A 24,118-nucleotide genomic window follows, 5' to 3' on the forward strand; every position below is an offset into this window, starting at 1 on the left:
CGCTGTAGCCCGTTCTCAGCTCACCGTCAGGCCCCGTCGCTACCCTGGCGACCGTGAGCACCTCGGCGACCTCCTCCGCGGCACGGCCACCGGCCGACCCCCGTCGTGACCTGGGCGCGGCCCTGCGCCGCTGGGCGGTGACCGGCGGCCCGGGGATCGGCGTCGTCCGGGTGCTCGACCGGCACGGGTTCGGCTCCGTCGAGTCCGGCCAGCTGGTCGCGGGCACCACCGACGGCGAGGTCGGCGGCCTGCTCTACCTCGGCGCCCTCGACGACTCCGCGCACCCGCTCGCCGCCGAGGCGGCGTCCGGGACGGCCACGGTGCGCGAGGCGCACGTCGGGGAGTCCTCCGCGGTCGCGGCCGGACTCGCCTGCGCCGGCGGGGCGACGCTGCTCGCCCACCCGCTGCCCGCCGCTCCCGCCGCCGCGCTGGGGGAGGCGCTGGAGGCCGGTCGGCCCGCCGCGCTGCTGTCGGTCGTGGACACCGGCGCGGCCCTCGTGCTCACCGGGCCCGGCCTGGAGGAGCCCACCGGTGACCTCGGCGGGGTCACCGCCGCGGCGGCCGAGCAGGCCCGCGCCCTGCTGCGCCGGGGGGCCACGGCCACCGAGCGGCTCGACGTCGACGGCACCGCGGTCCTGGTCGACCTGCTGGTGCCGGTCCCGTCGGTGCTGGTCGTCGGCGAGGGTGCGCTCGGGGCCGCCCTGCACGCCCAGGCGGGCCTGCTCGGCTGGAGCGCCCGCACCGTCACCACCGTCGACGACGCGCGCGCCGCCGTCGCCGCCTTCACCGAGGCCGACGTGCTGGTGCTGCTCGACCACGACCCGGCCTTCGACGCGGCCCTGCTCGACGGCCTCGCCCACGGCCGCGGGTTCCTCGGGGCGCTCGGGTCGCGGCGCACCCAGGCCGCGCGCCGCGAGCGGCTGCTCGCCGCCGGGGTCACCGAGGACGCCCTGTCCGCGGTCCACGGGCCGGTCGGTCTCGACCTCGGTGCCCGCACCCCGGCCGAGACCGCGGTGTCGATCGTCGCCCAGGTCGTCGCGCTGCGCGCCGGGCGCTCGGCGTCGGCGCTCGCCTCCTCCGCCGGTCGGATCGGCGGATGACCGGCACGTCGTCGCGGCGCGGGCTCGGCGGCGCACCGCCGGAGCCCGGCCCGGACCGGCGCACCGTGCGGCGCCCGGTGCGGACCGGCATGACCTGGGGCGCGCGGCTGCTCGTCGGCGGGCTGGTCATGCTCGTCGCGGTGGTCGGGGTGACCGCGCTGCGGGTGTGGCAGGTCGCCCGGGTCGACGACCAGCGCCCCAGTGACGCGGTCGTCGTGCTCGGCGCCGCCCAGTACAACGGCGAGCCCAGCGCGGTGCTGGCCAACCGTCTCAAACACGCCGAGCAGCTGTGGCGCGACGGCGTGGCCCCGCGGATCGTCACCGTCGGCGGCGGGCGGACGGGGGACCGCTACACCGAGGCGGAGGCCAGCCGGGACTGGCTGATCGAGCAGGGCGTGCCGTCCTCGGCGGTCGAGGCCGTGCCCGAGGGCGCGGACACGCTCGGCAGCCTGCAGGCGGTCGCGGCGACGGCGCGGCAGCAGGGCTGGTCCTCGGCGCTGCTGGTGTCCGACCCGTGGCACAGCCTGCGGGCCCGCACCATGGCCCGCGACGCCGGGCTGAAGGCCTACACCTCACCGACCCGCAGCGGCCCGATCGTGCAGACCCGTGAGACGCAGCTCCGCTACATCTACCGCGAGACCGGTGCGCTGTTGTTCTACGAGCTGACCCACGCCTCGGTCGACACCGCCAGCAGCGGTCTGGGATGAGCGTCCAGCACGCCCCGGCCGATCCGGGCTACACCGCTGCCGACGCGGAGCGCCGCCACCCCGAGGCCCCGAAGGGGTCCGGGCTGGGGGAGCGCGGCCGCGTCGAGCGGCGCAGCCCCTACTCCCGGGACCGGGCCCGGGTGCTGCACTGCGCGGCGCTGCGCCGGCTCGCGGGCAAGACCCAGGTGGTCGGGCCGGGGGAGGGCGCCGAGGTCAGCGGCATCCCGCGGACCCGGCTGACCCATTCGCTGGAGGTCGCTCAGATCGGCCGCGGCGTCGCCGAGGAGCTGGGGCTCGACCCGGACGTCGTCGACGCCGCCGGGCTCGCCCACGACATCGGCCACCCGCCGTTCGGGCACAACGGCGAGCGGGCGCTCGACGTCGCGGGTGCGGAGTGCGGCGGGTTCGAGGGCAACGCCCAGACCCTGCGCATCCTGACCCGCCTGGAGCCGAAGGCACGCTCCGGCGACGGTCTCGTCCCCGGTGGGCTCAACCTGACCCGGGCGACGCTGGACGCCGCCACCAAGTACCCGTGGGCGCGGCGCGGCGCGGAGCGCAAGTTCGGTGCCTACACCGACGACCTGCCCGCCCTGGAGTGGCTGCGCGCCGGGGCCCGGCCGGGGGTGCGGAGCATGGAGGCCCAGGTCATGGACTGGGCCGACGACGTCGCCTATTCGGTGCACGACGTCGAGGACGCGGTGCACGCCGGCCGCATGGACCTGGCCGTGCTGTCCTCGCCGGCGGAGCGCGCGGCGCTCGCGGTGGAGGCGTCGCTGCGCTTCGGCGAGGACGAGGGCGCCTGCGCCGAGGCCGCCGCCCGGCTCGACGCGCTGCCGGTGGTCCGTGCGGTCCGCGGGTTCGACGCCGCCACCGCCGCGGGCGACGACCTGGTCGCGATGAAGCGGATGACCTCCGAGCTGGTGGGCCGGTTCGCGCTGGCCGCCACCGACGCGACCCTGGACACCTACGGCGACGCACCGCTGGCCCGGCACCGCGCCGACCTGGTGGTCCCGGTCGTCGCGGCGGCGGAGGTCGTGGTGCTCAAGGCGCTGGCCACCCGCTACGTGATGAGCGACCCGCGGCGGCTGGAGATGCAGTCCCGCCAGCGCGACCTGCTGCACGACCTCGTCGCGGCGTTGTGCGCCCGGGGGCCCGGTGCCCTGGACCCGGCCCGCGCGGAGGACTGGACGGCCGCCCCCGACGACCGGGCGCGGCTGCGCGTCGTGATCGACCAGGTCGCGACGCTGACCGACCCGCAGGCGCACGCCTGGCACCGCACGCTCTGCCGGCCCTGAGACCACACCGGCCCCGGGACGCCGACCGGCCCCGCCGCCCGGTCGGACGGCGGGGCCGGGTCGGCAGGGGTCAGCGCAGGGTGACCGCGGGCTTCGCCGCGTCGGCCTCGCTGGTCACGGCGCGGGTCGGGCAGGTCCCGAGAACCCTGTCGATCGCGTCGCGCTCGGCGCTGGTCACCCACAGCTTGTACTTCTTCTTCACCGCGACCTGCCGCGCGACATAGGCGCAGCGGTAGCGGTTGTCCGGCGGGAGCCAGGTCGCGGCGTCGCCGTCGCTCTTGCGGCCGTTGGTCGGGCCGTCGACCGCGATCAGGTTCAGCGGGTCGTTCCCGATCTTCTCCCGGGTGGTCGCGTCGAGCTGCTGGGCGCCCTTCTGCCAGGCGTCGGACAGCGCGACGACGTGGTCGATCTGCACTTTCTCGCTGGTGCCCTGACCGCGGGTGAAGGAGATGGTGGTGCCGGTGTAGGAGTCGCGCAGCGACCCGGTGAGCACGACGCAGTCGTGCGTGCCCGCCTTGAACGTCTCGCGGTCCATGTCCCGGGAGAGGACCTGGTTGCGCTGGTCACAGCCGTCGCGGTCGATGTCGGCCCAGCGGCGTCCGAACTGCTCGCGGGTGTAGCCGGTCTTCGGGGCCCGGCCCTTCACCGCCAGCGTCTTCAGCGTCGTCGACGCGCTGCCCGCGGCCGCGCCCTCCACGGTCCCGGGTGTCACCGGGGCGACCACACCGACGTCGACGGCGCCGGTGTCGAGCGCCGCGTCCAGCACGTCCACGAACGACCCGGGGGATCCGCACCCGGCCATGACCATCATCGTCGCCAGAAGCCCGGCGACCCGCACACCTCGTACACGCACGCAGTAGATGGTCGCGAACGCGCGCGCCGGAACCGCGCCAACACGCCGCGTGTTCGTCACTCAGGGTGAAGTAGCTTGCCAGGAGGCTCCCGGTCCGTTCACAGGGTCGGGGCGGACCGCGGGGGCGTGATCACGCTCATCGACCTGTTGTCCACCACGGCCGGGGCGGCCGGGGGAACGCTCGGGGTACTCGTGCTCGCGCTCGTCGAGATGGCGCCGTGGCCGGCCCGGCACGCCCAGGACGGGCTGCCCGCCCGGCGCGTGCCGGGACGGGCAGGGCAGCCCGCCTCCCACGCAGAGCGGTGGCCCGGACCCGGGCGCGGTGACGGCTGCGGCCGCCCGGTGCCCGGGCCCGGCAGTCGGCCGGACCCGGGCACCGGGGGTCAGGTGCCGATCCTCGGCCGGTCGGCATCGTGCCCGGACTCCACGGTGATCGTCCGCGGCTTGGCCGCCTCGGCGACCGGGATGCGGATGCGCAGCACTCCGGCGTCGTACGACGCGTGGATGGCGGACGTGTCGAGGTTGTCGCCCAGGAGCAGCTGACGGGCGAACACGCCGTAGGCCCGCTCGGAGGCGACCCACTCGACCTGGTCGGTGGTTCCGGTGTGGGTGGGCCGTCGTTCCGCCTTGACCGTCAGGGTGCTGCGCTCGACGGAGAGCTCGACGGCGTCCGGGTCGATGCCGGGCAGGTCGAACTCCACGACGAACTCGTCACCGTGACGCCAGGCGTCCATCGGCATCGCCGCCGGGCGCGACCATGTGCCGCCGGACTCGAACGCCTGCGCGGCGAGCCGGTCCAGGGCCCGGAACGGGTCGGTACGCAGCAGCATCGTGAACCACTCCCTTCCAGCCGTGCCGGTTCGCGACCGGCCGGCTGACTCCTCGTCGTCCTTCGTCGGGTCGGTACTCCGGAGAGGAGCTCCGGATATCTCCAGTTATAGCTTCAGATTTTCTGCTGTCAAGGGATCGAGCGAGCGGTGTCGCCGAGCTCGGGCTGCAGCTGTGCGAGCTCCGTGCGCAGCCGCTCGATCTCGCGGTGCGCGGCGCCGAGGCGGTCCTCGCTGTCGGCGAGCTCCCCGCGCAGCCGGTCGATCCACGACGCCGACCCCAGGGGGTGTCCCTCGTCCAGCAGGGTGCGCAGGCGGGCGGCCTGCTCCAGCTGGTTGCGCGAGTAGCGGCGGTGCCCGCCGGCGGAGCGGTGCGGATTCACCACGCCCGCGCTGTCCAGGCTGCGCAGGAAGGCGGGCTCGACCTCCAGCAGGTGCGCGGCCTGGCCCATCGCGACGGTCGGGTAGTCGGGGTCGTCGAGTCGGTCCAGTGCCATGGTCGGTCCTCTCTCGCGGCCCGCGGCGCACTCCCGGACACCCGGGCCGGTCGTCCGTCGACTCCGAGTGTAGCTACTCAATGGCGAAAATTTTCACCGTGCGCTACAGATATGAGGGAGACGACGATCCGGGAGGAGAGCGTGATGAACGAGAGCAGGGCCCGCACCGACCGTCCCCGGGAGGACGTCCTCCGCATCCGCGTGGAGGGCGAACTGGACGCGGCGGCGGGCGCGTCGCTGTTGCGCCAGGTCGACGCGCACCTCGCCGTCGCCGGCGCCGGGTGGGCGCCGGTGCGGCACGTCCTCGTCGACCTGGGCACCGGGGTCACCGCGCGCGGGGCGCGGGCGCTGCACCACCTGCGCCACGTGGCGCGGAACCGTGGCCTGGACGTCCGGCTGATCGGCGCCGCACGCGTCGCGCCGCGCATGGTGCCGGGCGTCCGGGCGGTCCTGCACGGGATGCGCAACCACCCGGACCTGGCCTCGGCACTCGCCGACCTGGAGCCGCCGGCCGTCGTCGCGGCCTGACCGGACCCGGGGGTGAGGCTCCCGCCACCCCGGCTTGCCCCGATCGTTAGCACTGCGATGGAGTGAGGGCGTGACCTCCTCGCGTTGGCTCGTCCCGGTGCTGGCCGTGCTCTTCGTCCCGCTGTGGGCGTCCGGCTTCATCGCGGGCAAGATCGCGACCGGGTCGACCGACGTGCCCGCGGTCCTGTTCTGGCGGTTCGTGATCGCGCTGGTCGTGATGCTCGCCGCGGTCGCGGTGCTGCGACCGGGCCTGCCGCGCGGCCGGTCCTGGCTGCACCTCGCGGTCACGGCGTTGCTGCTGCAGGTCGGGCAGTTCACCTTCGTCTACAGCGGGCTCGCCTCCGGCGTCCCGGCCGGGCTGTCGAGTCTCATCCTCGGGATGGCGCCGCTGCTGGTCGGACTGCTGACCCCGTTGCTGCTGGCCACCCGCCTGGGCGTCGGACCGGTGCTGGGACTCCTGATCGGCGCCACCGGCGTCTACGTCGTGCTGGCCGACGACCTCGGTGCCGGTCTCGGCGGCAACCTCGTCTTCCCGGTGCTGGGCATGCTGTCGCTGGCGGCCGGCACGCTCTACCAGAAGCGGTTCAACGACAGCACGCCCGTGGTGACCAGCGTCGTGGTCCAGATGGCGACCTCGCTGGTCGCGACCCTGGTCGCCTGGCCGTTCCTCGGTGCGGACTGGCTGCCCCGCGCGCCGTCGGGCTGGGCGGCCGTGGCCTTCCTGGGAGTCGTGAACTCGGCGGGCGCCTTCGTGCTGATGTTCGTGCTGCTGCGACGCCGCTCGACGGTGTTCGTGTCGTCGCTGCTCAACCTGGTCCCGGCGACGACGGCGCTGGTCGCCGTGCCCGTGCTCGGCGAGCCGCTCACCGTGCAGGCGGTACTGGGCCTGGGCATCGCCCTGGTCGGCATGTTCGTCGGGCTGGGCCGGGTGCCCGGCCTGCGCGGCCGCCGGGTGGTCGCCGTCGCCGCCCCGTCCGGGCAGCCGGACGGAGACGCCGTCGCACCGGCAGCGGGCGGACCGGGGCGCCGGGCCGGGGACGCCTAGACTGGCCGGCGTGGCAGGACGGATCCGGGACGCCGACATCACCGAGGTCCGCAACCGCACGCGGGTCGAGGAGATCGTCGAGGAGTACGTGGCCCTCCGCCGCGCCGGGGCGGGCTCGCTGAAGGGCCTGTGCCCGTTCCACGACGAGAAGTCCCCGTCGTTCACCGTCCGCCCCTCGCACGGCACGTTCCACTGCTTCGGCTGCGGCGAGCACGGCAGCGTCATCGACTTCGTCATGAAGATGGAGGTCATCGGGTTCCCCGAGGCCGTCGAGCGGCTCGCCGAGCGGTGCGGGGTCCGGCTGACCTACGAGGGCGGCGGGTCCTCGGTGCAGCGCGACCGCGGCACCCGCAGCCGCCTGCTGGAGATCAACAAGAAGGCCCAGGCGTTCTACGCCGAGCAGCTCGCCACCCCCGCGGGCCGGGCGGGCGTGCAGTTCCTCGCCGACCGCGGCTTCGACGCCGCGGCCGCGGAGAAGTTCGGCTGCGGCTACGCCCCGGCGGGCTGGGACACCGTCACCAAGCACCTGCTGGCACAGGGCTACCAGCTGGACGAGCTGATCAAGGCCGGCATCTCCAAGGAGGGCAGGCGTGGTGCGATCGACCGGTTCCACCGGCGTCTGCTGTGGCCGATCCGCGACCTGGGCGGCGACGTCGTCGGCTTCGGCGCGCGCCGGCTGTTCGACGACGACGGCATCGAGGCCAAGTACCTCAACACCTCCGAGACGCCGGTCTACCGCAAGACCCACGTGCTGTTCGGCCTCGACCAGGCCAAACGGGAGATCGCGAAGACCCGGCAGGTGGTCGTCGTCGAGGGCTACACCGACGTCATGGCGATGCACCTGGCCGGGGTGACCACGGCGGTCGCGTCCTGTGGCACGGCGTTCGGCAGCGAGCACGTCTCGGTCATCCGCAGGCTGATCGGCGACGACTCCTTCGACCGCGGTGAGGTCGTGTTCGTCTTCGACGGCGACGCGGCCGGTCAGAAGGCCGCCGAGAAGGCCTTCGACGGTGACCAGAGCTTCGCCACGCAGCTCTACGTCGCCGTCGCGCCGGACAACCAGGACCCGTGCGACCTGCGCCTCGGGCACGGCGACACCGCGGTGCGCGACCTCGTCGCCCGCCGGGAGCCGCTGTTCGAGTTCGTCATCCGCACCGAGCTGGACAAGCTCCAGCTGGACACCGCCGAGGGCCGTGTCGCCGCCCTGCAGCGCTGCGTACCGATCGTCGCGAAGATCAAGCGGGAGGACCTGCGCGACGAGTACGCGCGGCGCCTCGCCGGCTGGGTCGGCTGGGACGACATCGCCGTCGTCGTGCGACGGGTGCGCGAGAGCGCCGGCGTGTCGCCCGAGGGGGGCCGCTCCCGGCGCCGCGCCCCGCTGCCCGCCCCGAAGCGCGACGACACCCAGCTGCACCTGCAGCGCGAGGCGCTCAAGGCGGCCCTGCAGATCCCCGGCGTCGTCGGACCCGGCTTCGACGAGCTGCCCGAGGCCGGGTTCACCCATCCGCAGCTGGCCGCGGTGCACCGGGCGATCATGGCCGCGGGCGGGGTGTGCGCCGGGCTGGACGGGTCGGACTGGCTCGACGCCGTCGTCGCCGAGGGCGCGGGCGACGACGTCAAGCGCCTGGTCAGCGAGCTGGCCGTGGAGAACCTGGAGCTCCCCAAGCGCAACACCGACGAGGTCCGCTACGTCAACGGCGTCCTCGCCGGGGTCCGGCTCGGCCTGGTCGAGCGCGAGATCGCCGACCTCAAGTCGCAGCTGCAGCGCACCAATGCCGAGACCGACCATGACGAGTACATGGACCTGTTCGGCGTGCTCGTCCCGCTGGAGCAGTACAAGATCCAGCTGCGCGAGCAGGCGTCCGGGGTCGCGTCGTGACGGGCTTCTGGGCACGGCTGCTCGGCCGCGAGCCGGTGCCCGACGCGGTCGCCGACGCCCTCGCCGACTCCGAGGCCGTCGTCGCCACCGCGCAGGCCCCGGACGGGATGCTCGTGGTCACCTCGTGGGGGATCTGGCCGCCCGGCGGCGAGCGGCTGGGCTGGCACGAGATCGCGAAGGCCACCTGGGACAAGACCAGCCTGGTCGTGACACCGACCTCGGCCGAGCAGATCGCCCCCGGCACCGAGTTGCTCGCCGACGGGCGCCCGCTGCGGTTCCGCCTCGTCGAACCGGGGAAGGTGCCGCAGGCCGTGCAGGAGCGGGTCACCCAGTCCATCCGCACCCGCAACCGGCGTGAGCTGCCCGGGGGAGGGGTCTGGGTGCTGCAGCGCCGGGTCCCCGGTCGCGACGGGCTGGTGCTGCAGGTCCGGCCCGACCCGGGGACCGATCCGGTCGCCGCCCGGAGGCTGGCCGAGGGCATCGCCGCACGCCTCCCGGAGGAACCGTGACCACGACCAGCTGGGACCCGGAGCTCTACCGCGCCTTCGACGACCACCGCTCGCGCCCGTTCCTGGACCTGCTGGCCCGGGTGGGCGAGACCGACCCCGCGCTGACCCGGGTCGTCGACGCCGGCTGCGGCCCCGGCCACCTGACCGGGCTGCTCGCCCGTCGGTGGCCGACGGCGACGGTCGAGGCGTTCGACTCCTCCCCGGACATGGTCGCCGCGGCCCGCGCCGCCGGCGTCGACGCCACGCAGGTCGACGTGCGCGACTGGACCCCGCCCCGCGACACCGGGGTGCTCGTCACCAACGCGGTGCTGCAGTGGGTGCCGGAGCACCCCGACGTGCTGCGCCGCTGGATGGCCTCGCTCGCGCCCGGCGCGTGGATCGCGGTGCAGGTCCCCGGCAACTTCGACGCCCCCTCACACGTGCTGACCCGCGAGGTCGCGACGCTCCCGCAGTGGCGGGACCGGATCCTGCTGCGCGGCACCGAGACGGTGCTCGACCCGCTCGGCTACGCCGACATCCTGGCCGCCGCGGGCGCCGACGTCGACGCCTGGGAGACGACCTACCTGCAGCGGCTCGACGGCGACGACCCGATCCTGCGCTGGATCTCCGGCACCGCCCTGCGCCCGGTCCGCGACGCCCTCGACGACGACGCCTACGACGCGTTCGTCCGCGAGCTCGCGCCCCGGCTGCGGGCGGCCTACCCGCCGAGCGCCGACGGCGGCACCTGGTTCCCGTTCCGCCGCGTCTTCGCGGTGGCCCGCACACGCTGACCCGCCCGTCCCGTGGCCCGGGGACGGGTCACGGGACGGGGCGAGCCCTCAGTGCCCGGTGTTCTGGCCGCCGCGCACCTTGTCGAGCGCACCCTCGACACCCGCCCGCGCGACGCCCGCGGCGCCCTGCACCGCGGGGTGGTCCGCCGCCCGGTGATAGGCACGGACGAGCTGTTCGTAGCGCTCGTGACCGGCTCTGGTGCCGAGGACGTACCCGACGGCGACACCCACGAGGAATTTGACCATTCCCCTCACCTCCGACCGCGACCGTACCCGGACCGCGGCCGCTGTCCGACCGCCACCCGGATGGGGCTCCGACCTGCGGGAACAGCGGCCGAACGGGGGGTTGCGAGAGGGCTGTACGGAGTGTTGTAGAGTTCTTCTCGTCGCCGGGAACACCACCTGGAACGGCGTGAACGGTCCTCCGTAGCTCAATGGCAGAGCACCCGACTGTTAATCGGGCGGTTATTGGTTCGAGTCCAATCGGAGGAGCATTTCCCGGGGTCGCTCAGGTGACCCGGGCAGCCACCCGCGATCGGCCCCCGAGCCATACCGATGGTTCCGGGGGTCGCTCTGTCTCCGGGGACGATCCGGCGGTCGTGGACGGCCGCGGTCACGGCCGCTCCCGTGTACGCCCTTCGCCCGGAGCCCTGGAGTACCCGCCGTGAGGTACACCGTCTCGACCGGATCGCCCTGCCGCGGGAGAGCGTGGTCCAGCGGCCCGCCGGCCCCGTCCATCTGCCGAGATGGCTGCGCGGCCCGGGTGCTGCACGAGCCCGTCGACGGACGTCCGCGAACCGGGCGGCTGACCGCCGCGCGCGACGGTGCACGGGCCCGCCGGGGCGGTGTAACGCGATACCGCGGCGATCCGAGATCGGGACCGCAACCACCCGCACCGGACGTGGAGGATCCGCGATGTCGAACGTCGTGCTCAAGCTCGCCCAGGCGATCGGGATCGTCGTGCTCGCCGTCCTCGTCGTCGGCACGGTGATCGGCGTCCTGCAGTGGCTCGTGGTCGCCGCCGGTCTGGTCGCGCTGCCGGTGGCAGGCATCTGGCTGTACTCCCGCCTGTCCGGCCGATCGACGGCGCGCCCCGCGCGGCGGTCGGCCCCGCGGCCGACCCGCGCCGACCGTGCAGTCACGGCCCGCCGGGCCGAGTTGGAGGGCCGGGCGGTCTACGACGCGGTGGGCCGCTGCGGGTGGTGCGGGTCGGGGACACGACACCAGGACCGTTACGGGTTCCCCGCCACGCCGCTCGCGTTCCACCGCAGCGAGATCGACGCGATGCTGTAGCGGTCTCACCCCACGTCGCGCGCCCGGACCCCCGCCTCGTGCGGATCCACCTGCTGATCCTCGGGTGACAGTGCGAGGGTGAGGACCCGCGTCGGGTGGATCCGGATGATCGGTCCCGACCTCGTCGTCTGCCCCGCGGAGTCCGTCGGCTCGGTCAGCGCCTCGCCCCGTCCGCGGACCTCGACGAACCGCACCCGCCACGGGTCCGTCGAGAGCACGTCGTCGACGACGAACGCGACCTGACCGTTGGCGGCGACGTTGCCGAACTTGCGGCTGCGCTCCATCCGGAACCCGCCCACGTCGATGGTCCCCAGCGTCGTGTTGACGCCGAATCCGACCGGGTTGACCTGCAACGTCCCGTCCGGTCGGGCGGTCGCGAGCCGGCCGATCCGCCGGCCGCGCAGGTAGCTGATCTCCTCGTCGGTGAACATGCCGGCGACCGTAGGAGCTGGAGTCGGGTCGAGGTCAAGCCGCGGTCGCCCGGGCGACCGCGGCACGCGCGTCGGCCACGGGGACCCCGAGGGTCAGCAGGTGCCCGAGGGCGACGTCGGCCTCGTCGCCGTCCCACCGCCCGTCCCGTGCGGCGTGCTGGTAGGCCATCGACCCCGCCTGCAGCACCTCGGCCAGCACCGGGGCCGCGACGTGCCGGGAGAACACACCGGCCCGCTGCCCGTTCTCCAGCAGCCGGATCATGATCGTGTGGAACGGCGCCATCGCGGCGCGGATCTCGTCGTCGGCGGTCCGGCGGGCCAGTGCGATGACCGGGCCGTAGCGCCGCGACGTGCTCCAGGTGCGCAGGAGGGTGGCCGCGAGCTCGCCGGCCGGGTCGGGTGCGTCGGGGTCGACCTCCCCGACCTGTTCGACGAAGTCCGCCGACGCCGCCCGGACGAGTGCGACCACCAGGTCGTGACGGCTGGTGAAGTGACCGTAGACGGTGCGCCTGACGACGCCGGCGCGGGCCGCGACCTCGTCGAGGGAGGCGTCCGGGTCCTCGCGCAGCACGGCCTGCGCGGCGTCCAGGATGGACCGCCGGTTCCGCTCCCGGGCCGACGGCCGCCGTTCCGTCCCTTTCCTCACGAGTGCATTTTTGCACGAGGAGTGTAATCCTGGCGAGAGCCGAGGTCACCCAGGACGAGGAGCCGACGATGACGATCGACCACGACACCCGGCCGGTGGTGCTGGACCAGGACTTCTTCGACGATCCCGATGCGCTCTACCGCGAGCTGCGCGACGCGCGTCCGGTCACCCGTGCGACCGGCCCGAACGGGCTGACGTTCTGGATGATCACCCGCTACGACGACGCCCGCGCCGCGCTGAACGACCCGCGGCTGCGGAAGGACTCCCGGCGGCTGCCCGAGGTGCTGCAGCGGCACGGTGCGACCTCGTTCCGCCAGTTCGCCGACTCGCTCGTCGGGCACATGCTCAACGCCGACCCGCCGGACCACACCCGGCTGCGCAAGCTGGTCGGGCGGGCGTTCACCGTCCGCGCGATCGCCCGGCTGCGGCCGCGGATCGAGCAGATCGCCACCGAGCTCGCCGACGCCGCCGAGCAGGCGGGTCCCGAGCTGGACCTGCTGGACCACTTCGCGTTCCCGCTGCCGATGACGGTCATCTCCGAGATCCTCGGCGTCCCGGGGGAGCGTCGCGAGGACTTCCGGCACTGGTCGAACCTGCTGCTCTCCAGCGGCCCCGACGAGGAGCGCGCCGCGGCCGCCGCGTCGATGGCGCAGTTCCTGTCCGAGCTCGTCGCCGACAAGTCCGCCCACCCCGGCGACGACATGCTGTCCGAGATCGTCCGCGCCTCGGAGGACGGCGACTCGCTCAGCTCCACCGAGGTCACCGCGATGGCGTTCCTGCTGCTGGTCGCCGGGCACGAGACCACGGTCAACCTCATCGGCAACGGCATGCTGGCGCTGCTGCGCGACCCCGGCCGGCACGCCCGGCTGCGCGCCGACCCCGACCGCGTTCCGCACGCGGTCGAGGAGTTCCTGCGCTACGACGGACCGGTCAACCTCGCCACGATCCGCTTCACCGACGAGCCCGTCGAGTACTCCGGGGTGACGATCCCGGCCGGCGAGGTCGTGCTGGTCTCGCTGATCGGGGCCAACCGCGACCCCGGGCGCTACCCGGACCCGCAGCGGTTCGACCCCGATCGCGACACCTCCGGGCACCTCGCGTTCGGCTACGGCATCCACCACTGCCTCGGCGCCCCGCTGGCCCGCCTCGAGGCCGACGTCGCGTTCCGGACGCTGCTCGCGCGGTTCCCGGACATGGTGCTCGCCGGCGCCCCCGGGCAGTACCGGGAGAGCACGCTGATCCACGCGCTCACGGCGCTCCCGGTGCGCCTGAACGCATGACCGGTACCCGGTTCAGCCCGCGCTGAACTGCTCGTTGCCGATCACCCGGAGCAGCTCCAGGCGTCGTCCGGTCTCGCTGCGCGGCGCCGCGGTGAGCACGAGCAGCGCCTGGGACCGGTCCTCGGTGAACAGCGCCTGGCAGTCCACCTCCAGCTCGCCGAGCTCGGGGTGCAGCAGCGTCTTGTGGTCGGCGAACCGGCGCCCGACCTCGTGCAGCTCCCACAGGGCGGCGAACTCGGGGCTGCGCTCCGACAGCACCCCCACCAGCTCCCCGGCCCGCGACCGGGGCCCGAGCATCGCCAGTGCCGCCCGCAGCGTCGCGACCTGCGCGCGGCTCTGGCGGGGCCGGTCGTCGGGCGGGTACATGCGCCGGGCGTCCGGGTCGGTGAACCAGCGGAAGACCTCGCTGCGGGCGAGCCCTGTGTGGTGGGTGTGGTCGCCGAACAGCGCCCGGGCCATGTCGTTCTGCACGAGCGTCTCGCCGAGCACGGTCAGGATCAGGGCCGGGCTGTCGTGCAGCCGGTCCAGCACCCGCAGCAGTGCCGGGGCCACGTGCTCGGACACCGGGCCCGACGCCGGCGCGTTGCGGCCCGCGCACCGGAACAGGTAGTCGAGCTCCTCGCTGCCCAGCCGCAGCGCCCGGGCCAGCGACGCCAGCATCTGCTCACTCGGCTGCGGGCCGCGCTGCTGCTCCAGCCGCGTGTAGTAGTCGGTCGACATGACCGCGAGCGCCGCGACCTCCTCGCGGCGCAGCCCCGCCGTGCGCCGGCGCGGCCCGTCGGGGAGCCCGACATCGCCGGGGCGGAGGCCGGCGCGGTGCCGGCGCAGGAAGTCGGCCAGGGCTGCTCGGTCCACGGCATCGAGTATCCGTGGGCACCCGCCGGGCAACCAGGGACCGGCGATCCCCCGATGACCGGTCTCTGCCGTCCCGTCCGCCGCGCGGCGACGGTGGGGACATGCAGATCACCGGACGCACCGTCTTCATCCCCGGCTCGACGAGCGGCATCGGACTCGCCCTGGCCCTGGCGCTGCACGAGCGCGGCAACACCGTGGTCCTCGGCGGCCGGCGGCGCGACCTGCTCGACGAGCTCGTCGCCGCCCACCCCGGCCTCGACGCCGTCGAGATCGACACGGCCGACCCGGCGAGCGTCACGAAGGCCGTGACCGAGGTCCTCGACCGGCACCCCGACCTCGACGTGCTCGTCGCGATGGCCGGGATCATGCGGGTCGAGGACTGGCACGGCCCCGAGGGCTTCCTCGCCTCGGCCGAGCAGGTCGTCACCACCAACCTGCTCGGCCCGATCCGGCTGATCGGCGCGCTCGTGGAGCACCTGCGGGGACGGCCGGTCGCGTCGGTGGTCACCGTGTCGTCCGGTCTGGCCTTCGTCCCGCTCGCCGCGACGCCCAGCTACAACGCCACCAAGGCCGCGGTGCACATGCTCACCGAGTCGCTGCGCCTGCAGCTCGCCGACACCACCGTCGAGCTCGTCGAGATCGTGCCGCCGTCGGTGGCGACGGAGCTGCTGCCCGGCCAGCAGGACAGCCCGATCGCGATGCCGCTCGACGACTTCGTCGCCGAGGTGCTGACCCTGCTCCAGGCCCCGACACCGGGCGGGGAGGTGCTCGTCGACCGGGTGCTGCCGCTGCGCCACGCGGAGGCCCGCGGCGAGTACGCCGAGGTCGTCGCCCGCCTCAACGCGGCCGACCCGCACTGACCACCACGCCGTACCCGACCGTCCACCCGGAACAGGAGACACCCGTGCCGTTCGCCAACCTGAAGGTCCCTGCGGGCCTGCTCGACGCCGACGCCAAGCGCGAGCTCGTCGAGAAGGTCACCGACCTCTACGCCGCCACCTTCGGCGACGACGTCCGCGCCAACACCATGGTCCTCGTCGACGAGGTCGCCGATGGCGGCTGGGGGATCCGCGGGCAGGTCCTGACCCTGGCCGACCTGCGGGGACGGTGACCGTCCGGCCCGCCGCCCCCTGGACGCGGTCCGGCCCCGGGTCCGTCCGGGGCGGTCGGCACGGCCCGTAGGCTGACCGCGCGACGACGGGGGAGGGCGCCATGACGGCACCGGGCCGGGCTCGGCAGGAACGGATCTACCGTGAGGGCGTCTCCGGCGCCCGTCCCCGGGTCCCGACCGGTCCCGACGAGCTGGAGCGTCGCGCGCGGCGGGCCATGAGCCGGCGCGCCGACGCCTACGTCACCGGCGGCGCGGGCGCCGAGACCACGATGCGCGCCAACCGGGCGGCGTTCGCCCGCCGGGAGATCGTGCCGCGGGTGCTGCGCGACGTCGGCGAGCGCGACCTGACCGTCGAGCTGTTCGGCCGCACGCTGCCCGCCCCGCTGCTCCTCGCCCCGATCGGCGCGCTGGACCTGGTCCGGCGGGGCGCCGACCTCGCCGTCGCCCGCGGAGCCGCGGCCGCCGGGGTCCCGATGGTGATCTCCAACCAGGCGGGGACGCCGATGGAGGACATCGCCGCGGTCGGTGGCCCCACCTGGTTCCAGCTGTACTGGTCCACCTCCGACGAGCTCGTCGACAGCTTCCTGCGCCGCGCCGAGGCCTCCGGCTGCGACGCCGTGGTCGTCACCCTCGACACGACGATGCTCGGCTGGCGCCCCCGCGACCTCGACCTGGGCCACCTGCCCTTCGCCCGCGGCATCGGGATCGCCCAGTACACCTCCGACCCGGTGTTCCGCGGCCTCGTGGAACAGACCCTCGCCGCGCCGTCGGCCGGGGCGCCGCCCAAGGTCACCCCGCAGGCCGTGCGCACCCTGCTCGAGATCACCCGCAACGCCCCCGGACGGTTCCGGGACAACCTGCGCTCGCCCGTCCCGAGGGCGGCCGTGGAGACCTTCCTGCGGGTCTACTCGCGACCGCGGCTGTCCTGGGAGGACCTGGCGACCCTGCGCTCGCGGACCCGGCTTCCGATCCTGCTCAAGGGGGTCCTGCATCCCGACGACGCCCGCCGTGCCGCCGACGCCGGTGTGGACGGTGTCGTCGTTTCCAACCACGGGGGCCGCCAGATCGACCACGCTGTCGCCTCACTGGACGCGCTGCCCGGTGTCGTCGACGCCGTCGGCGACGCGCTGCCGGTGCTGCTCGACTCCGGGGTGCGCACCGGGGCCGACGTCGCGACCGCGGTCCGGCTCGGCGCCCGCGCCGTACTGCTGGGGCGCCCGTTCGTGCACGGGCTCGCCCTGGACGGGGCCCGCGGCGTCGCGCAGGTGCTGCAGAACGTCGTCGCCGAGCTCGACCTGGTCTGCGGGCTGGCGGGGGCCACCACCCCGGCCGGAATCGAGCTGCGCGAGCGTCCCTGACGGGGCGCCCGGCGGTGCGGTCCGGCGCGCCCGCCCGCCCGGGTCGTGGCACGGTCGGAACATGACGCGCACGACGGCCACCCGCACCCGGCAGGACGTCGCCCGCCTCGCGCTCGGCGCGATGCTGGTGTTCGCCGGGACCTCGCACCTCACCTTCGCCCGCCGCGAGTTCCGTGCCCAGGTCCCGCCGTGGGTCCCGATGGACACCGACGACGTCGTGCTGCTCTCCGGGGCCGCCGAGATCGCGCTCGGCGCCGCGCTGGCCGGCCTCCCGAAGGAGCGCCGCCGGGTCGGCGGCCTGGCCGCCGCGTTCTTCACCGCGATCGTCCCCGGCAACGTCTCCCAGTACCGCAACCGCGTCGACGGGTTCGGTCTCGACACCGACACGAAGCGCGCCGCGCGGCTGGCCGGGCAGCCGCTGCTGGTGGCGTGGGCGCTCTACGCGGGCGGGCTGATCCCGCGCCGGTGAGCCGGTGCCGGTCCGTCGCCGGTCGACCGTCACGATCACCGGATGGACGCGATGGTGCGGATCGGGCTCGTCGAGCTCGCTCTCGGTGCGATGCTGGGCTGGGCGGTGGTCGTGTCGGTGACCCGCCCCGACGCGTGGCGGCGGATCGGGATCGTGGAGCCGCGCCGGCTGCTGCAGGCGCATCTCGACGTCGTGTTGATGGGGCTGATCCTGGTCGCCGTCGGGCTGGCCGCGCCGGAGCTGCCGGGCTGGCTCGTGGCCGTACTGGTGTTCGGGACCTGGGTCAACCCGGCGCTGTTCCTGCCGATGGCCTGGAGACCGGACGTCGTCCGGCACCCGGTCTTCCGCGTCGTCAGCGGACTGTCCTTCGTCGCGACCAGCGGCGGACTGGTGCTGGCCGCGATCCTCGGCTGAGCGCGCCGGGGGCCCGGAAAAACGGGCGAACGGGACGCCCGACGCGACGCGCCGGTACCCGATCGCACGTCGCGTGTAGCACGGCGGGCTCCGGTACGGCTAATGTCCACCCCGTAGGAACCGGCAAGACGCGAGGAGACATCCGGATGCCACAGGGAACCGTCAAGTGGTTCAACGCGGAGAAGGGGTACGGGTTCATCACGCCGGACGGAGGCGGGCAGGACCTGTTCGTCCACTTCAGCGCGATCCAGTCCTCCGGATACCGCAGCCTCGACGAGGGGCAGACCGTGACCTTCGAGGTCACCCAGGGTCAGAAGGGTCCGCAGGCGGACCAGGTCGTTCCCACCTGACCGCCTGATCCGACGCCGACGCCCGGGGTGCTCACGCGAAGCACCCCGGGCGTCGTCGTGTCGGGGGTCAGGACGCCAGACGGGTCTCCAGCCCGGCGACGACCAGCTCGACGCGGCTCAGCGTCCAGCTGCGCGGCGGGTCGTCGATCCGGTCGCGGAACACCGCCCGGATCTGGGCGTCGAACGGCTCGGCCGACTCCAGCACCTGGTCGCGCCGACGCGCGTCCCCGGTGCCGGAGGAGCTGGCAGTCAGCCACGGCTGCATTCCCATGTGGATGGCGGTCGAGGCGCCCAGCGCCGCGTCCTCGGCGGTGAAGCCCGCCTCCAGCAGCCGGTCGGTCAGTCGCCGGAACGCCGACATCATCGCGTCGGGTGACTCCGGCAGCCGCACCATCGCGGGGGCGAGGCCTGGGTGCTCGGCCATCACGTCGAACGTCGCCGCCGCGAACGCCAGCATCTGCTCCTGCCACCGGCCCTCGTCGGTCGCGGGGAAGACGTCGTCGGTCACCACGTCGTCCACCAGCGCGGCGACGAGCGCCTCCAGGCTGGGGAAGTGGCGGTAGAACGTGGAGTACTTCACGCCGACCCGGGCGGTCACCGCGCCGACCGTCAGGTCGGAGAAGCCGAGCTCGCGCGCAGCGGCCAGCAGTGTCGCGCGGTCGGTCAGTGGCGGACGGCCGGTGCGCCGTGCCGGTCTGCTCTCGGTCTCGGTCACGCCCGCATGCTACTGCCCGTGCCCACGTCCGGGACAGGCTAGTCGCGGTTGGTCTGACGACTACCTGTGACCTGGCCCATCTCTGGTTCGTTGAGCGGTCGTTCGTTCGGCCGGACGGCCGTGCGGTGGTCTCGCAAAGCGGATCGATCACGACGGAGTGTCACGGCGGAACGGATGCTCCGGCGACGATCCGGCCCAGGGTGCGCAGGCTCGGCGAGCCGGGGTCCCAGTAGCCGCCGTGCGCGGCGGCGAACGCGGACTCGTCGTTCGGGGTGGCCGGGTCGTCCGGGCGCGGGAGCGCCGACCCGGGGGCCGAGTCGAACACCCGTGCACCGAACCCCGGTGCCGCCGGGTCCGGGCCGTGCAGGAGCCCGGTCGGGGCGAGACCGCGCGAGGTCGCGAAGACCTCGACCCCGGGCACCCGGCCGATCGGGTCGTGCCGCGCGGTCGTCGCCCAGACGTGCCCGGGTGCGCTGCCGAGCTCGGAGGCGTGCCCCGTGCCCGTCCCGGGGCTGCCGACGAACACGACGTCGTCGGCGGCGAGGCCGCCGCCCCGGGCGGCGTTCCCGAGCACCGTCGAGCCGTAGGAGTGCCCGACGACGGTCAGGTGCACCGGTCCGGCGTGCCCGGCCCGCAGGCCGTCCTGGAAGGACCGCAGGTCCCCGGCGGCGGCGCGGGCGGCAGCGGGGTCCGCCGCCGCGAGCAGGTCCGGGGGAGCGTCGTAGCCGGTCCACAGGACCGCGGCGACGGCACCGCCCGGCGCGGCCGCCCGGGCGGCGGCGCGGGTCGCCTCGACCCGGGCCAGGTCACCGGGCACCGTGCCCCAGCCCGCGGTCGTCCCCGGGACGTGGGTGAGCACGTGCGCGGCGCGGTCCGGATCGCCGACGGCGAGCACGAGCCGCCCGCCGGTGGTCCCGCGCTCCAGGCGGAGCAGGTACGCGTCGCCGGCGTCCAGGCGTCGACGGGTGGTCTCCAGTCCGGCCGAGGCCCGCCGGGCGCGGTCCGCGCCCGCGGTGTCCCCGGCCCGGTCCAGCAGCGCCGCCCGGGCCCGCAGCCGGGACAGCTCGGCGTCGAGCAGGACCCGGTTCGCCCGATCCCGGTCGGCGACCGGCACACCGTCCAGCCCGCCGACGAGCCCGGGCCGGGTGTGCAGCAGCTGCTCCCGGTCGGCCCCGGGCAGCCCGGTCCACCAGGACCGCACGGCGCCGCCGTCCGCACCGGCGGGCGGCGCCGCGGCGGACGCGACCGGGCGGGACACCGCCGCGGGGGCGGGGCGGAGCGCGTCGAGCGCGGCGGCCGTGGCGCGGTCGGACCGGGCGGCGGCGCCGACGGCGTCGGCGACCGCGGTGGACAGGCGGACCAGGTCCGCTCCGAAGCGGGCGACCATCGCCGGCAGTCGCCACACACCCGGCGGCTGCGCGCCGAGGCCGGCGCACAGCGTGCCGCGCTCGAGGTCGACGACGAACTGCGGGTGCACCGCCAGTGCGGCGACGACGAGCCGGCGCTGGGCGTCGAGCACCTCACCGGCGTGGGTGCCCAACACCTGCGCGGCCCGGGACGCGGTACCCGCGTCGGCACGCAGCCTGCGCACCTGCTCGGCGCGGGCGAGCGCGGCCGCGTCGGCGTCGGCCCCGCTCCACGACCCCGGTGCGCAGCGGTCCAGCTCGGCCGCGCGGTCGGACAGGGCCCGGGACACCCCGTCCCAGGTGCCGGCGCGGCGCAGCCACGCGCCGGGGTCGGCGGTCACGAGGTCGCCCAGCGCGGGCCCGGCGCTCACGAGGCGCGTCCGGCGAACGCCACCGCGGCGTCGTCGTCGGCGGCGCGCCAGGCCGCGGCGGCCGCGCGCAGGGCCGACGCCGTCGACGCGGTGTGCCCCGCGTGCTCCCGGACGGCCCGCACCATCGCGTCCTCCCAGGCCGCGGCGGCCGTCCCGGCCGCGAAGCCGGGCACCGGCACGGCGGGGCCGACGAGCGCCGCGTCCCCGGTGAGGCCCTCGGCGACGCGGTCGAGCGCCGTCGCGGCGCCGTCGAGACCGTCCGGGTCGGAGTGCGCCGTCCCGTCCGACGACGGGCGCGGTCCGGGGCGGGGCCCGCCACTCGTCCACGGCGTCCCCGGTCGGTCTCGGTCGTGCACCGCGGCACCTCCGTCGTCGGTGGCGGGCCCGCCCGGCCCGCCCGCGTCGGGAGGAGTGTGCGTGCCGCGCGCCCCCGGCACGGGCGTTCCGGGGAAACCGGCACGGGGCTCGCGATCATGACCGGTCGCCGTGAGACCATCTGCGCCGGTCGGGAGCAGCGGGCCGGGTCCCGAGCGGCGCCCGGTCGGGGAGAGGAGCGTCGTGGTCGGCGTCCAGCGGGTGATGACGGTGTCCACCCCTGCGGAGACGGTGCTCGGTTACCTGGCCGACCACGGGCACAGCGAGATCTGGGACCCCACCGTGCGCTCCAGCACCCGCTCCGACGGCGGCGGCCCGGTCGCGGTCGGCGCCGCCTGGCACACGGTGTCGGTGTGGGGCGGACGGGAGAGCGAGCTCGACCACACGCTGCGGGAGCTGACGGCCGGTCGGGTCGTGTTCGTCGGGGAGAACCCGACGGTCACCGCGACCGAGGAGATCGTCGTCGAGCCGGCCGAGGGTGGGGGGAGCGTCGTGAGCTTCCACGCCCGGGTACGGCTCAAGGGTCTGCTGAAGCTGGCGGCGCCGTTCCTGCGGCGCGAGTTCGAGCGGCACGGCGACGAGCTGGAGCGCACCCTGCCGCCGGTGCTGGAACGCCTGCAGGGGCCCGCGCCGGCCCCGCCGCCGTAGGCCCGCGGCTCAGCGGTCGCGCCAGAACCCCATGCGACGGCTGATCTCACGCCCCGCGGCGACGACCTCCGGGGTGATCCGCTCGATCCGCTCGGCGGAGAGCCGGTAGGCGGGCCCGGACACGGAGAGCGCGGCCACCACCGCACCGCCGTGGTCCACCACCGGCGCGGCGACGGCGTTGAGGCCGGTCTCCAGCTCCTCCAGCGACCACGCGTACCCGTGCCGGCGGACCCGGCGCAGCTCCTCCACGAGCGTGTCGCGGCCCTGCTCCGGCACGGTGTCCGGCATCGTTCCCGGGTCGTCGAGGACGACCGAGGCGAGCAGCACCTTGCCGCTGGAGGTGTTGTGCATCGGGGTGATCCGGCCGAGCCAGTTGAACGTGGTGACCATCGACGGGCCGCGGGCCTGGTCGACGTTGACCGCCCACCCGCGGTCGGGGATGGCGATGTTGACGGTCTCGCCGAGCCGCTCCGCGAGCGTCTCGCAGACCGGATGGCCCTGGGTGGTGACCTCCAGGCGCTCGGCGACACGGCCGGCGAGCGGGATCAGCCCGAACCCGAGGCGGTACTTGCCGCGGTCGGCGATCTGCTCGACCAGGCCGCGCTCCTCCAGCGCCCCGAGCAGCCGGAAGGCGGTCGACTTGTGGACGTCGAGCGAGGCCGCGAGCTCGCTGACCCCCGCCTCGCTGCGGTCGGCCAGCAGGGTCAGCAGGGTGATGGCCCGGTCGACCGACTGCACCCCGGGCTCCCGTCCGCGCACCGTGTTGCTCATTGCGCAACCCTAACCCGGCATTCCGTACGTTGCCACGTGGGGCGGCTGGAAGGCGTGACCGTGTCCCTGCACACGGGTGTCCGGCCCGGGTTTGCACACCGACCGGTTCCCGGTGAAAGCTCGCGCCGTGCCGAGCCTCTACATCGACGGAAGCTGGACCACCGGGTCCGCCGGGACCGCCCCGGTGATCAACCCCTACGACGCCTCGACGGTCACCGAGGTCGACCAGGCCGGACCCGACGACGTCGACCGTGCCGTCGCCGCCGCGCGCCGTGCCTTCGACGACGGACCGTGGCGGCGGACCACGACCGGCGAGCGCGGTGCGCTCCTCGGGCGGATCTCCGACCTGCTGGTGCGGGACCGGGAGAAGATCGCCCGGCTGGAGACCCTCGACACCGGCAAGACGATCGCGGAGGGCCGCCAGGACGTCGACGACGTCACCGCCGTCTTCCGCTACTACGCCGGGCTCGCCGACAAGGACGCCGGCCGGATCGTCGACACCGGCAACCCGGCCGTGGTGTCGCGGATCGTGCACGAGCCGGTCGGTGTCTGCGCGCTGATCACCCCGTGGAACTACCCGCTGCTGCAGCTGTCCTGGAAGGTCGCCCCGGCGATCGCCGCCGGCAACACGATGGTGATCAAGCCCAGCGAGGTCACCCCGCTGACCTCGATCGTGCTGGTGGAGCTGTGCGAGGAGATCGGGGTCCCGCCCGGCGTGGTGAACATCGTGCTCGGCGACGGGCCGTCGGTCGGCGCCCCGCTGACCGAGCACCCGGACGTGGACATGGTCAGCTTCACCGGCGGCCTGTCCACCGGCCAGAAGATCATCCGGGCGTCGGCCGAGACGGTGAAGCGCACCGCCGTCGAGCTGGGCGGGAAGAACCCGAACATCGTCTTCGCCGACACCGACTTCGAGCTCGCCGTCGACTACGTGATGCTCGCGGTGTTCCTGCACTCCGGCCAGGTCTGCTCCGCGGGGGCCCGGCTGATCATCGAGGACTCGGTCGCCGACGCGGTCGTGGACGAGGTGGTGCGCCGCGCGCAGCGGATCCGGCTCGGCAACGGTCTCACCGACGGCGTCGAGGTCGGCCCGCTGGTCTCCGCCGCGCACCTGGCCAAGATCGAGGACTTCGTCGCGGCCGCCCGCGCCGAGGGCGCCACGATCCGCTGCGGCGGCGCCCGCCCGGACGACCCGGACCTCGGGAAGGGCTACTTCTACCTGCCGACGGTGATCACCGACCTCGCGCCGGACTCGCGGCTGATCCGTGAGGAGACCTTCGGCCCGCTGCTGACCGTCGAGCGGTTCACCACCGAGGAGGAGGCCGTCCGCCTGGGCAACGACACCGAGTACGGGCTGGCCGGTGCGGTGTTCACCGCCGACATGGGCCGCGCCCACCGGGTCGCGTCCGCGCTGCGCCACGGCACCGTCTGGATCAACGACTTCCACCCGTACTTCCCGGGCGCGGAGTGGGGCGGCATGGGCCGCTCCGGCAACGGCCGCGAGCTGGGCCCGACCGGGCTGGCCGAGTACCAGGAGATCAAGCACGTGTGGACCAACACCGCTCCGCAGCCCCAGGGATGGTTCTCGGGCCGCTGAGGCCGCCATGATGACGCG

General features: G+C 74.7%; 29 protein-coding genes and 1 tRNA gene. 19 read left to right on the forward strand and 11 right to left on the reverse strand.

Going from position 1 to position 24,118, the window contains the following annotated elements:
* Positions 1-53 precede the first annotated feature (53 nt).
* The 3 genes from ATL51_RS25140 to ATL51_RS25150 all read left to right on the forward strand — a co-directional run bounded on the left by ATL51_RS25140 (position 54) and on the right by ATL51_RS25150 (position 3,102).
* The gene (locus tag ATL51_RS25140) at positions 54-1,100 is read left to right on the forward strand and encodes an XdhC family protein (protein WP_301549183.1); all 1,047 of its coding nucleotides are present in this window, start codon (positions 54-56) and stop codon (positions 1,098-1,100) included.
* Positions 1,101-1,189: 89 nt separating this feature from the next.
* The gene (locus ATL51_RS25145; protein WP_062404469.1) at positions 1,190-1,807 is read left to right on the forward strand and encodes a YdcF family protein; all 618 of its coding nucleotides are present in this window, start codon (positions 1,190-1,192) and stop codon (positions 1,805-1,807) included.
* Positions 1,804-3,102, forward strand: coding sequence for a deoxyguanosinetriphosphate triphosphohydrolase (locus ATL51_RS25150; protein WP_073577979.1), 1,299 nt, complete (start codon positions 1,804-1,806; stop codon positions 3,100-3,102). The genes ATL51_RS25145 and ATL51_RS25150 overlap by 4 nt, the downstream gene beginning before the upstream one ends.
* Before the next feature lie 70 nt (positions 3,103-3,172).
* Here ATL51_RS25150 and ATL51_RS25155 read toward each other — a convergent pair whose 3' ends face one another.
* The 3 genes from ATL51_RS25155 to ATL51_RS25165 all read right to left on the reverse strand — a co-directional run bounded on the left by ATL51_RS25155 (position 3,173) and on the right by ATL51_RS25165 (position 5,279).
* Positions 3,173-3,955, reverse strand: coding sequence for an HNH endonuclease family protein (locus ATL51_RS25155; protein ID WP_301549184.1), 783 nt, complete (start codon positions 3,953-3,955; stop codon positions 3,173-3,175).
* A gap of 383 nt (positions 3,956-4,338) precedes the next feature.
* The gene (locus ATL51_RS25160; protein ID WP_073577978.1) at positions 4,339-4,785 is read right to left on the reverse strand and encodes an Hsp20/alpha crystallin family protein; all 447 of its coding nucleotides are present in this window, start codon (positions 4,783-4,785) and stop codon (positions 4,339-4,341) included.
* Positions 4,786-4,913: 128 nt separating this feature from the next.
* Positions 4,914-5,279 carry a helix-turn-helix domain-containing protein gene (locus tag ATL51_RS25165; protein WP_100880127.1) on the reverse strand — a complete coding sequence of 122 codons (366 nt, stop codon included), beginning with the start codon at positions 5,277-5,279 and terminating at the stop codon, positions 4,914-4,916.
* 144 nt (positions 5,280-5,423) lie between these two features.
* On the opposite strand from ATL51_RS25165, the gene ATL51_RS28470 reads away from it, so the two are divergent.
* From ATL51_RS28470 to ATL51_RS25190, 5 genes are all read left to right on the forward strand, one after another.
* Positions 5,424-5,807 (forward strand): STAS domain-containing protein, encoded by a 384-nt coding sequence (locus tag ATL51_RS28470; RefSeq protein ID WP_157818517.1) that lies wholly within the window; start codon positions 5,424-5,426, stop codon positions 5,805-5,807.
* Positions 5,808-5,877: 70 nt separating this feature from the next.
* A complete protein-coding gene (locus tag ATL51_RS25175) occupies positions 5,878-6,852 on the forward strand; it encodes a DMT family transporter (protein ID WP_167410048.1) in 975 nt (324 codons plus the stop codon).
* A 10-nt stretch (positions 6,853-6,862) separates the two neighbouring features.
* Positions 6,863-8,731 (forward strand): DNA primase, encoded by a 1,869-nt coding sequence (dnaG, locus tag ATL51_RS25180; RefSeq protein WP_073577974.1) that lies wholly within the window; start codon positions 6,863-6,865, stop codon positions 8,729-8,731.
* Positions 8,728-9,240: a hypothetical protein gene (locus ATL51_RS25185; RefSeq protein ID WP_073577973.1), complete on the forward strand. Its 513-nt coding sequence runs from the start codon at positions 8,728-8,730 to the stop codon at positions 9,238-9,240. Before dnaG ends, ATL51_RS25185 begins: the two co-directional genes overlap by 4 nt.
* Positions 9,237-10,010: a trans-aconitate 2-methyltransferase gene (locus ATL51_RS25190; protein WP_100880129.1), complete on the forward strand. Its 774-nt coding sequence runs from the start codon at positions 9,237-9,239 to the stop codon at positions 10,008-10,010. Before ATL51_RS25185 ends, ATL51_RS25190 begins: the two co-directional genes overlap by 4 nt.
* Positions 10,011-10,058: 48 nt before the next feature.
* On the opposite strand, the gene ATL51_RS25195 is transcribed toward ATL51_RS25190, so the two are convergent.
* Complete coding sequence (locus tag ATL51_RS25195; RefSeq protein ID WP_073577971.1) at positions 10,059-10,256, reverse strand: hypothetical protein; 198 nt, start codon at positions 10,254-10,256, stop codon at positions 10,059-10,061.
* A 174-nt stretch (positions 10,257-10,430) separates the two neighbouring features.
* Between ATL51_RS25195 and ATL51_RS25200 the strand changes: the two genes are divergently transcribed.
* Both ATL51_RS25200 and ATL51_RS25205 read left to right on the forward strand, forming a co-directional pair.
* A tRNA-Asn gene (locus ATL51_RS25200) sits at positions 10,431-10,502 on the forward strand.
* A gap of 423 nt (positions 10,503-10,925) precedes the next feature.
* Entirely contained in the window at positions 10,926-11,303 is a 378-nt protein-coding gene (locus ATL51_RS25205; RefSeq protein ID WP_100880130.1) for a hypothetical protein, read from the forward strand.
* A gap of 5 nt (positions 11,304-11,308) precedes the next feature.
* Here the strand turns inward: ATL51_RS25205 and ATL51_RS25210 are convergent, their stop codons facing one another.
* Both ATL51_RS25210 and ATL51_RS25215 read right to left on the reverse strand, forming a co-directional pair.
* Positions 11,309-11,734 (reverse strand): PPOX class F420-dependent oxidoreductase, encoded by a 426-nt coding sequence (locus ATL51_RS25210; protein WP_100880131.1) that lies wholly within the window; start codon positions 11,732-11,734, stop codon positions 11,309-11,311.
* A gap of 34 nt (positions 11,735-11,768) precedes the next feature.
* On the reverse strand, positions 11,769-12,380 hold the full coding sequence (locus tag ATL51_RS25215) for a TetR/AcrR family transcriptional regulator (protein ID WP_100880132.1): 612 nt from the start codon (positions 12,378-12,380) through the stop codon (positions 11,769-11,771).
* Between the two features lie 68 nt (positions 12,381-12,448).
* On the opposite strand from ATL51_RS25215, the gene ATL51_RS25220 reads away from it, so the two are divergent.
* Positions 12,449-13,660, forward strand: coding sequence for a cytochrome P450 family protein (locus ATL51_RS25220; protein ID WP_100880133.1), 1,212 nt, complete (start codon positions 12,449-12,451; stop codon positions 13,658-13,660).
* Between the two features lie 12 nt (positions 13,661-13,672).
* Here ATL51_RS25220 and ATL51_RS25225 read toward each other — a convergent pair whose 3' ends face one another.
* Complete coding sequence (locus ATL51_RS25225) at positions 13,673-14,515, reverse strand: helix-turn-helix transcriptional regulator (RefSeq protein ID WP_100880134.1); 843 nt, start codon at positions 14,513-14,515, stop codon at positions 13,673-13,675.
* Positions 14,516-14,616: 101 nt separating this feature from the next.
* Here ATL51_RS25225 and ATL51_RS25230 point away from each other — a divergent pair, with 101 nt between their 5' ends.
* The 6 genes from ATL51_RS25230 (at position 14,617) to ATL51_RS25255 (ending at position 18,217) form a co-directional block, all read left to right on the forward strand.
* Positions 14,617-15,375 (forward strand): SDR family oxidoreductase, encoded by a 759-nt coding sequence (locus ATL51_RS25230; protein ID WP_100880135.1) that lies wholly within the window; start codon positions 14,617-14,619, stop codon positions 15,373-15,375.
* A 44-nt stretch (positions 15,376-15,419) separates the two neighbouring features.
* Complete coding sequence (locus ATL51_RS25235) at positions 15,420-15,626, forward strand: tautomerase family protein (RefSeq protein WP_062401599.1); 207 nt, start codon at positions 15,420-15,422, stop codon at positions 15,624-15,626.
* 101 nt (positions 15,627-15,727) lie between these two features.
* Positions 15,728-16,984 (forward strand): alpha-hydroxy-acid oxidizing protein, encoded by a 1,257-nt coding sequence (locus ATL51_RS25240; protein ID WP_100880136.1) that lies wholly within the window; start codon positions 15,728-15,730, stop codon positions 16,982-16,984.
* A 61-nt stretch (positions 16,985-17,045) separates the two neighbouring features.
* Positions 17,046-17,453: a DoxX family protein gene (locus ATL51_RS25245; protein ID WP_073574052.1), complete on the forward strand. Its 408-nt coding sequence runs from the start codon at positions 17,046-17,048 to the stop codon at positions 17,451-17,453.
* 42 nt (positions 17,454-17,495) lie between these two features.
* Positions 17,496-17,867, forward strand: coding sequence for a hypothetical protein (locus tag ATL51_RS25250; protein ID WP_100880137.1), 372 nt, complete (start codon positions 17,496-17,498; stop codon positions 17,865-17,867).
* A gap of 146 nt (positions 17,868-18,013) precedes the next feature.
* On the forward strand, positions 18,014-18,217 hold the full coding sequence (locus ATL51_RS25255; protein WP_020624259.1) for a cold-shock protein: 204 nt from the start codon (positions 18,014-18,016) through the stop codon (positions 18,215-18,217).
* Positions 18,218-18,284: 67 nt separating this feature from the next.
* On the opposite strand, the gene ATL51_RS25260 is transcribed toward ATL51_RS25255, so the two are convergent.
* The 3 genes from ATL51_RS25260 to ATL51_RS25270 form a co-directional block, all read right to left on the reverse strand.
* The gene (locus ATL51_RS25260; protein WP_073574051.1) at positions 18,285-18,932 is read right to left on the reverse strand and encodes a TetR/AcrR family transcriptional regulator; all 648 of its coding nucleotides are present in this window, start codon (positions 18,930-18,932) and stop codon (positions 18,285-18,287) included.
* Positions 18,933-19,092: 160 nt separating this feature from the next.
* Entirely contained in the window at positions 19,093-20,709 is a 1,617-nt protein-coding gene (locus ATL51_RS25265; protein ID WP_100880138.1) for an alpha/beta hydrolase, read from the reverse strand.
* Positions 20,706-21,065: a hypothetical protein gene (locus ATL51_RS25270; protein ID WP_157818518.1), complete on the reverse strand. Its 360-nt coding sequence runs from the start codon at positions 21,063-21,065 to the stop codon at positions 20,706-20,708. Before ATL51_RS25270 ends, ATL51_RS25265 begins: the two co-directional genes overlap by 4 nt.
* A 202-nt stretch (positions 21,066-21,267) precedes the next feature.
* On the opposite strand from ATL51_RS25270, the gene ATL51_RS25275 reads away from it, so the two are divergent.
* The gene (locus ATL51_RS25275; protein WP_073574048.1) at positions 21,268-21,732 is read left to right on the forward strand and encodes an SRPBCC family protein; all 465 of its coding nucleotides are present in this window, start codon (positions 21,268-21,270) and stop codon (positions 21,730-21,732) included.
* Positions 21,733-21,741: 9 nt separating this feature from the next.
* Here the strand turns inward: ATL51_RS25275 and ATL51_RS25280 are convergent, their stop codons facing one another.
* The gene (locus tag ATL51_RS25280; RefSeq protein ID WP_179760537.1) at positions 21,742-22,503 is read right to left on the reverse strand and encodes an IclR family transcriptional regulator; all 762 of its coding nucleotides are present in this window, start codon (positions 22,501-22,503) and stop codon (positions 21,742-21,744) included.
* 127 nt (positions 22,504-22,630) lie between these two features.
* On the opposite strand from ATL51_RS25280, the gene ATL51_RS25285 reads away from it, so the two are divergent.
* Positions 22,631-24,100 (forward strand): aldehyde dehydrogenase family protein, encoded by a 1,470-nt coding sequence (locus ATL51_RS25285; RefSeq protein ID WP_100880140.1) that lies wholly within the window; start codon positions 22,631-22,633, stop codon positions 24,098-24,100.
* Positions 24,101-24,118 lie beyond the last annotated feature (18 nt).

This window comes from Pseudonocardia alni (genome assembly GCF_002813375.1).
GTDB classification, from domain to species: domain Bacteria; phylum Actinomycetota; class Actinomycetes; order Mycobacteriales; family Pseudonocardiaceae; genus Pseudonocardia; species Pseudonocardia alni.

Coding starts and splice junctions, on each gene's coding strand:
- ATL51_RS25205 (WP_100880130.1), top strand. CDS start 10,926: ATGTCGAACGTCGTGCTCAAGCTCGCCCAGGCGATCGGGATCGTCGTG.
- ATL51_RS28470 (WP_157818517.1), top strand. CDS start 5,424: ATGAACGAGAGCAGGGCCCGCACCGACCGTCCCCGGGAGGACGTCCTC.
- ATL51_RS25195 (WP_073577971.1), bottom strand. CDS start 10,256: ATGGTCAAATTCCTCGTGGGTGTCGCCGTCGGGTACGTCCTCGGCACC.
- ATL51_RS25165 (WP_100880127.1), bottom strand. CDS start 5,279: ATGGCACTGGACCGACTCGACGACCCCGACTACCCGACCGTCGCGATG.
- ATL51_RS25280 (WP_179760537.1), bottom strand. CDS start 22,503: ATGAGCAACACGGTGCGCGGACGGGAGCCCGGGGTGCAGTCGGTCGAC.
- ATL51_RS25160 (WP_073577978.1), bottom strand. CDS start 4,785: ATGCTGCTGCGTACCGACCCGTTCCGGGCCCTGGACCGGCTCGCCGCG.
- ATL51_RS25240 (WP_100880136.1), top strand. CDS start 15,728: ATGACGGCACCGGGCCGGGCTCGGCAGGAACGGATCTACCGTGAGGGC.
- ATL51_RS25220 (WP_100880133.1), top strand. CDS start 12,449: ATGACGATCGACCACGACACCCGGCCGGTGGTGCTGGACCAGGACTTC.
- ATL51_RS25150 (WP_073577979.1), top strand. CDS start 1,804: ATGAGCGTCCAGCACGCCCCGGCCGATCCGGGCTACACCGCTGCCGAC.
- ATL51_RS25145 (WP_062404469.1), top strand. CDS start 1,190: ATGACCTGGGGCGCGCGGCTGCTCGTCGGCGGGCTGGTCATGCTCGTC.
- ATL51_RS25250 (WP_100880137.1), top strand. CDS start 17,496: ATGGACGCGATGGTGCGGATCGGGCTCGTCGAGCTCGCTCTCGGTGCG.
- ATL51_RS25245 (WP_073574052.1), top strand. CDS start 17,046: ATGACGCGCACGACGGCCACCCGCACCCGGCAGGACGTCGCCCGCCTC.
- ATL51_RS25210 (WP_100880131.1), bottom strand. CDS start 11,734: ATGTTCACCGACGAGGAGATCAGCTACCTGCGCGGCCGGCGGATCGGC.
- ATL51_RS25255 (WP_020624259.1), top strand. CDS start 18,014: ATGCCACAGGGAACCGTCAAGTGGTTCAACGCGGAGAAGGGGTACGGG.
- ATL51_RS25230 (WP_100880135.1), top strand. CDS start 14,617: ATGCAGATCACCGGACGCACCGTCTTCATCCCCGGCTCGACGAGCGGC.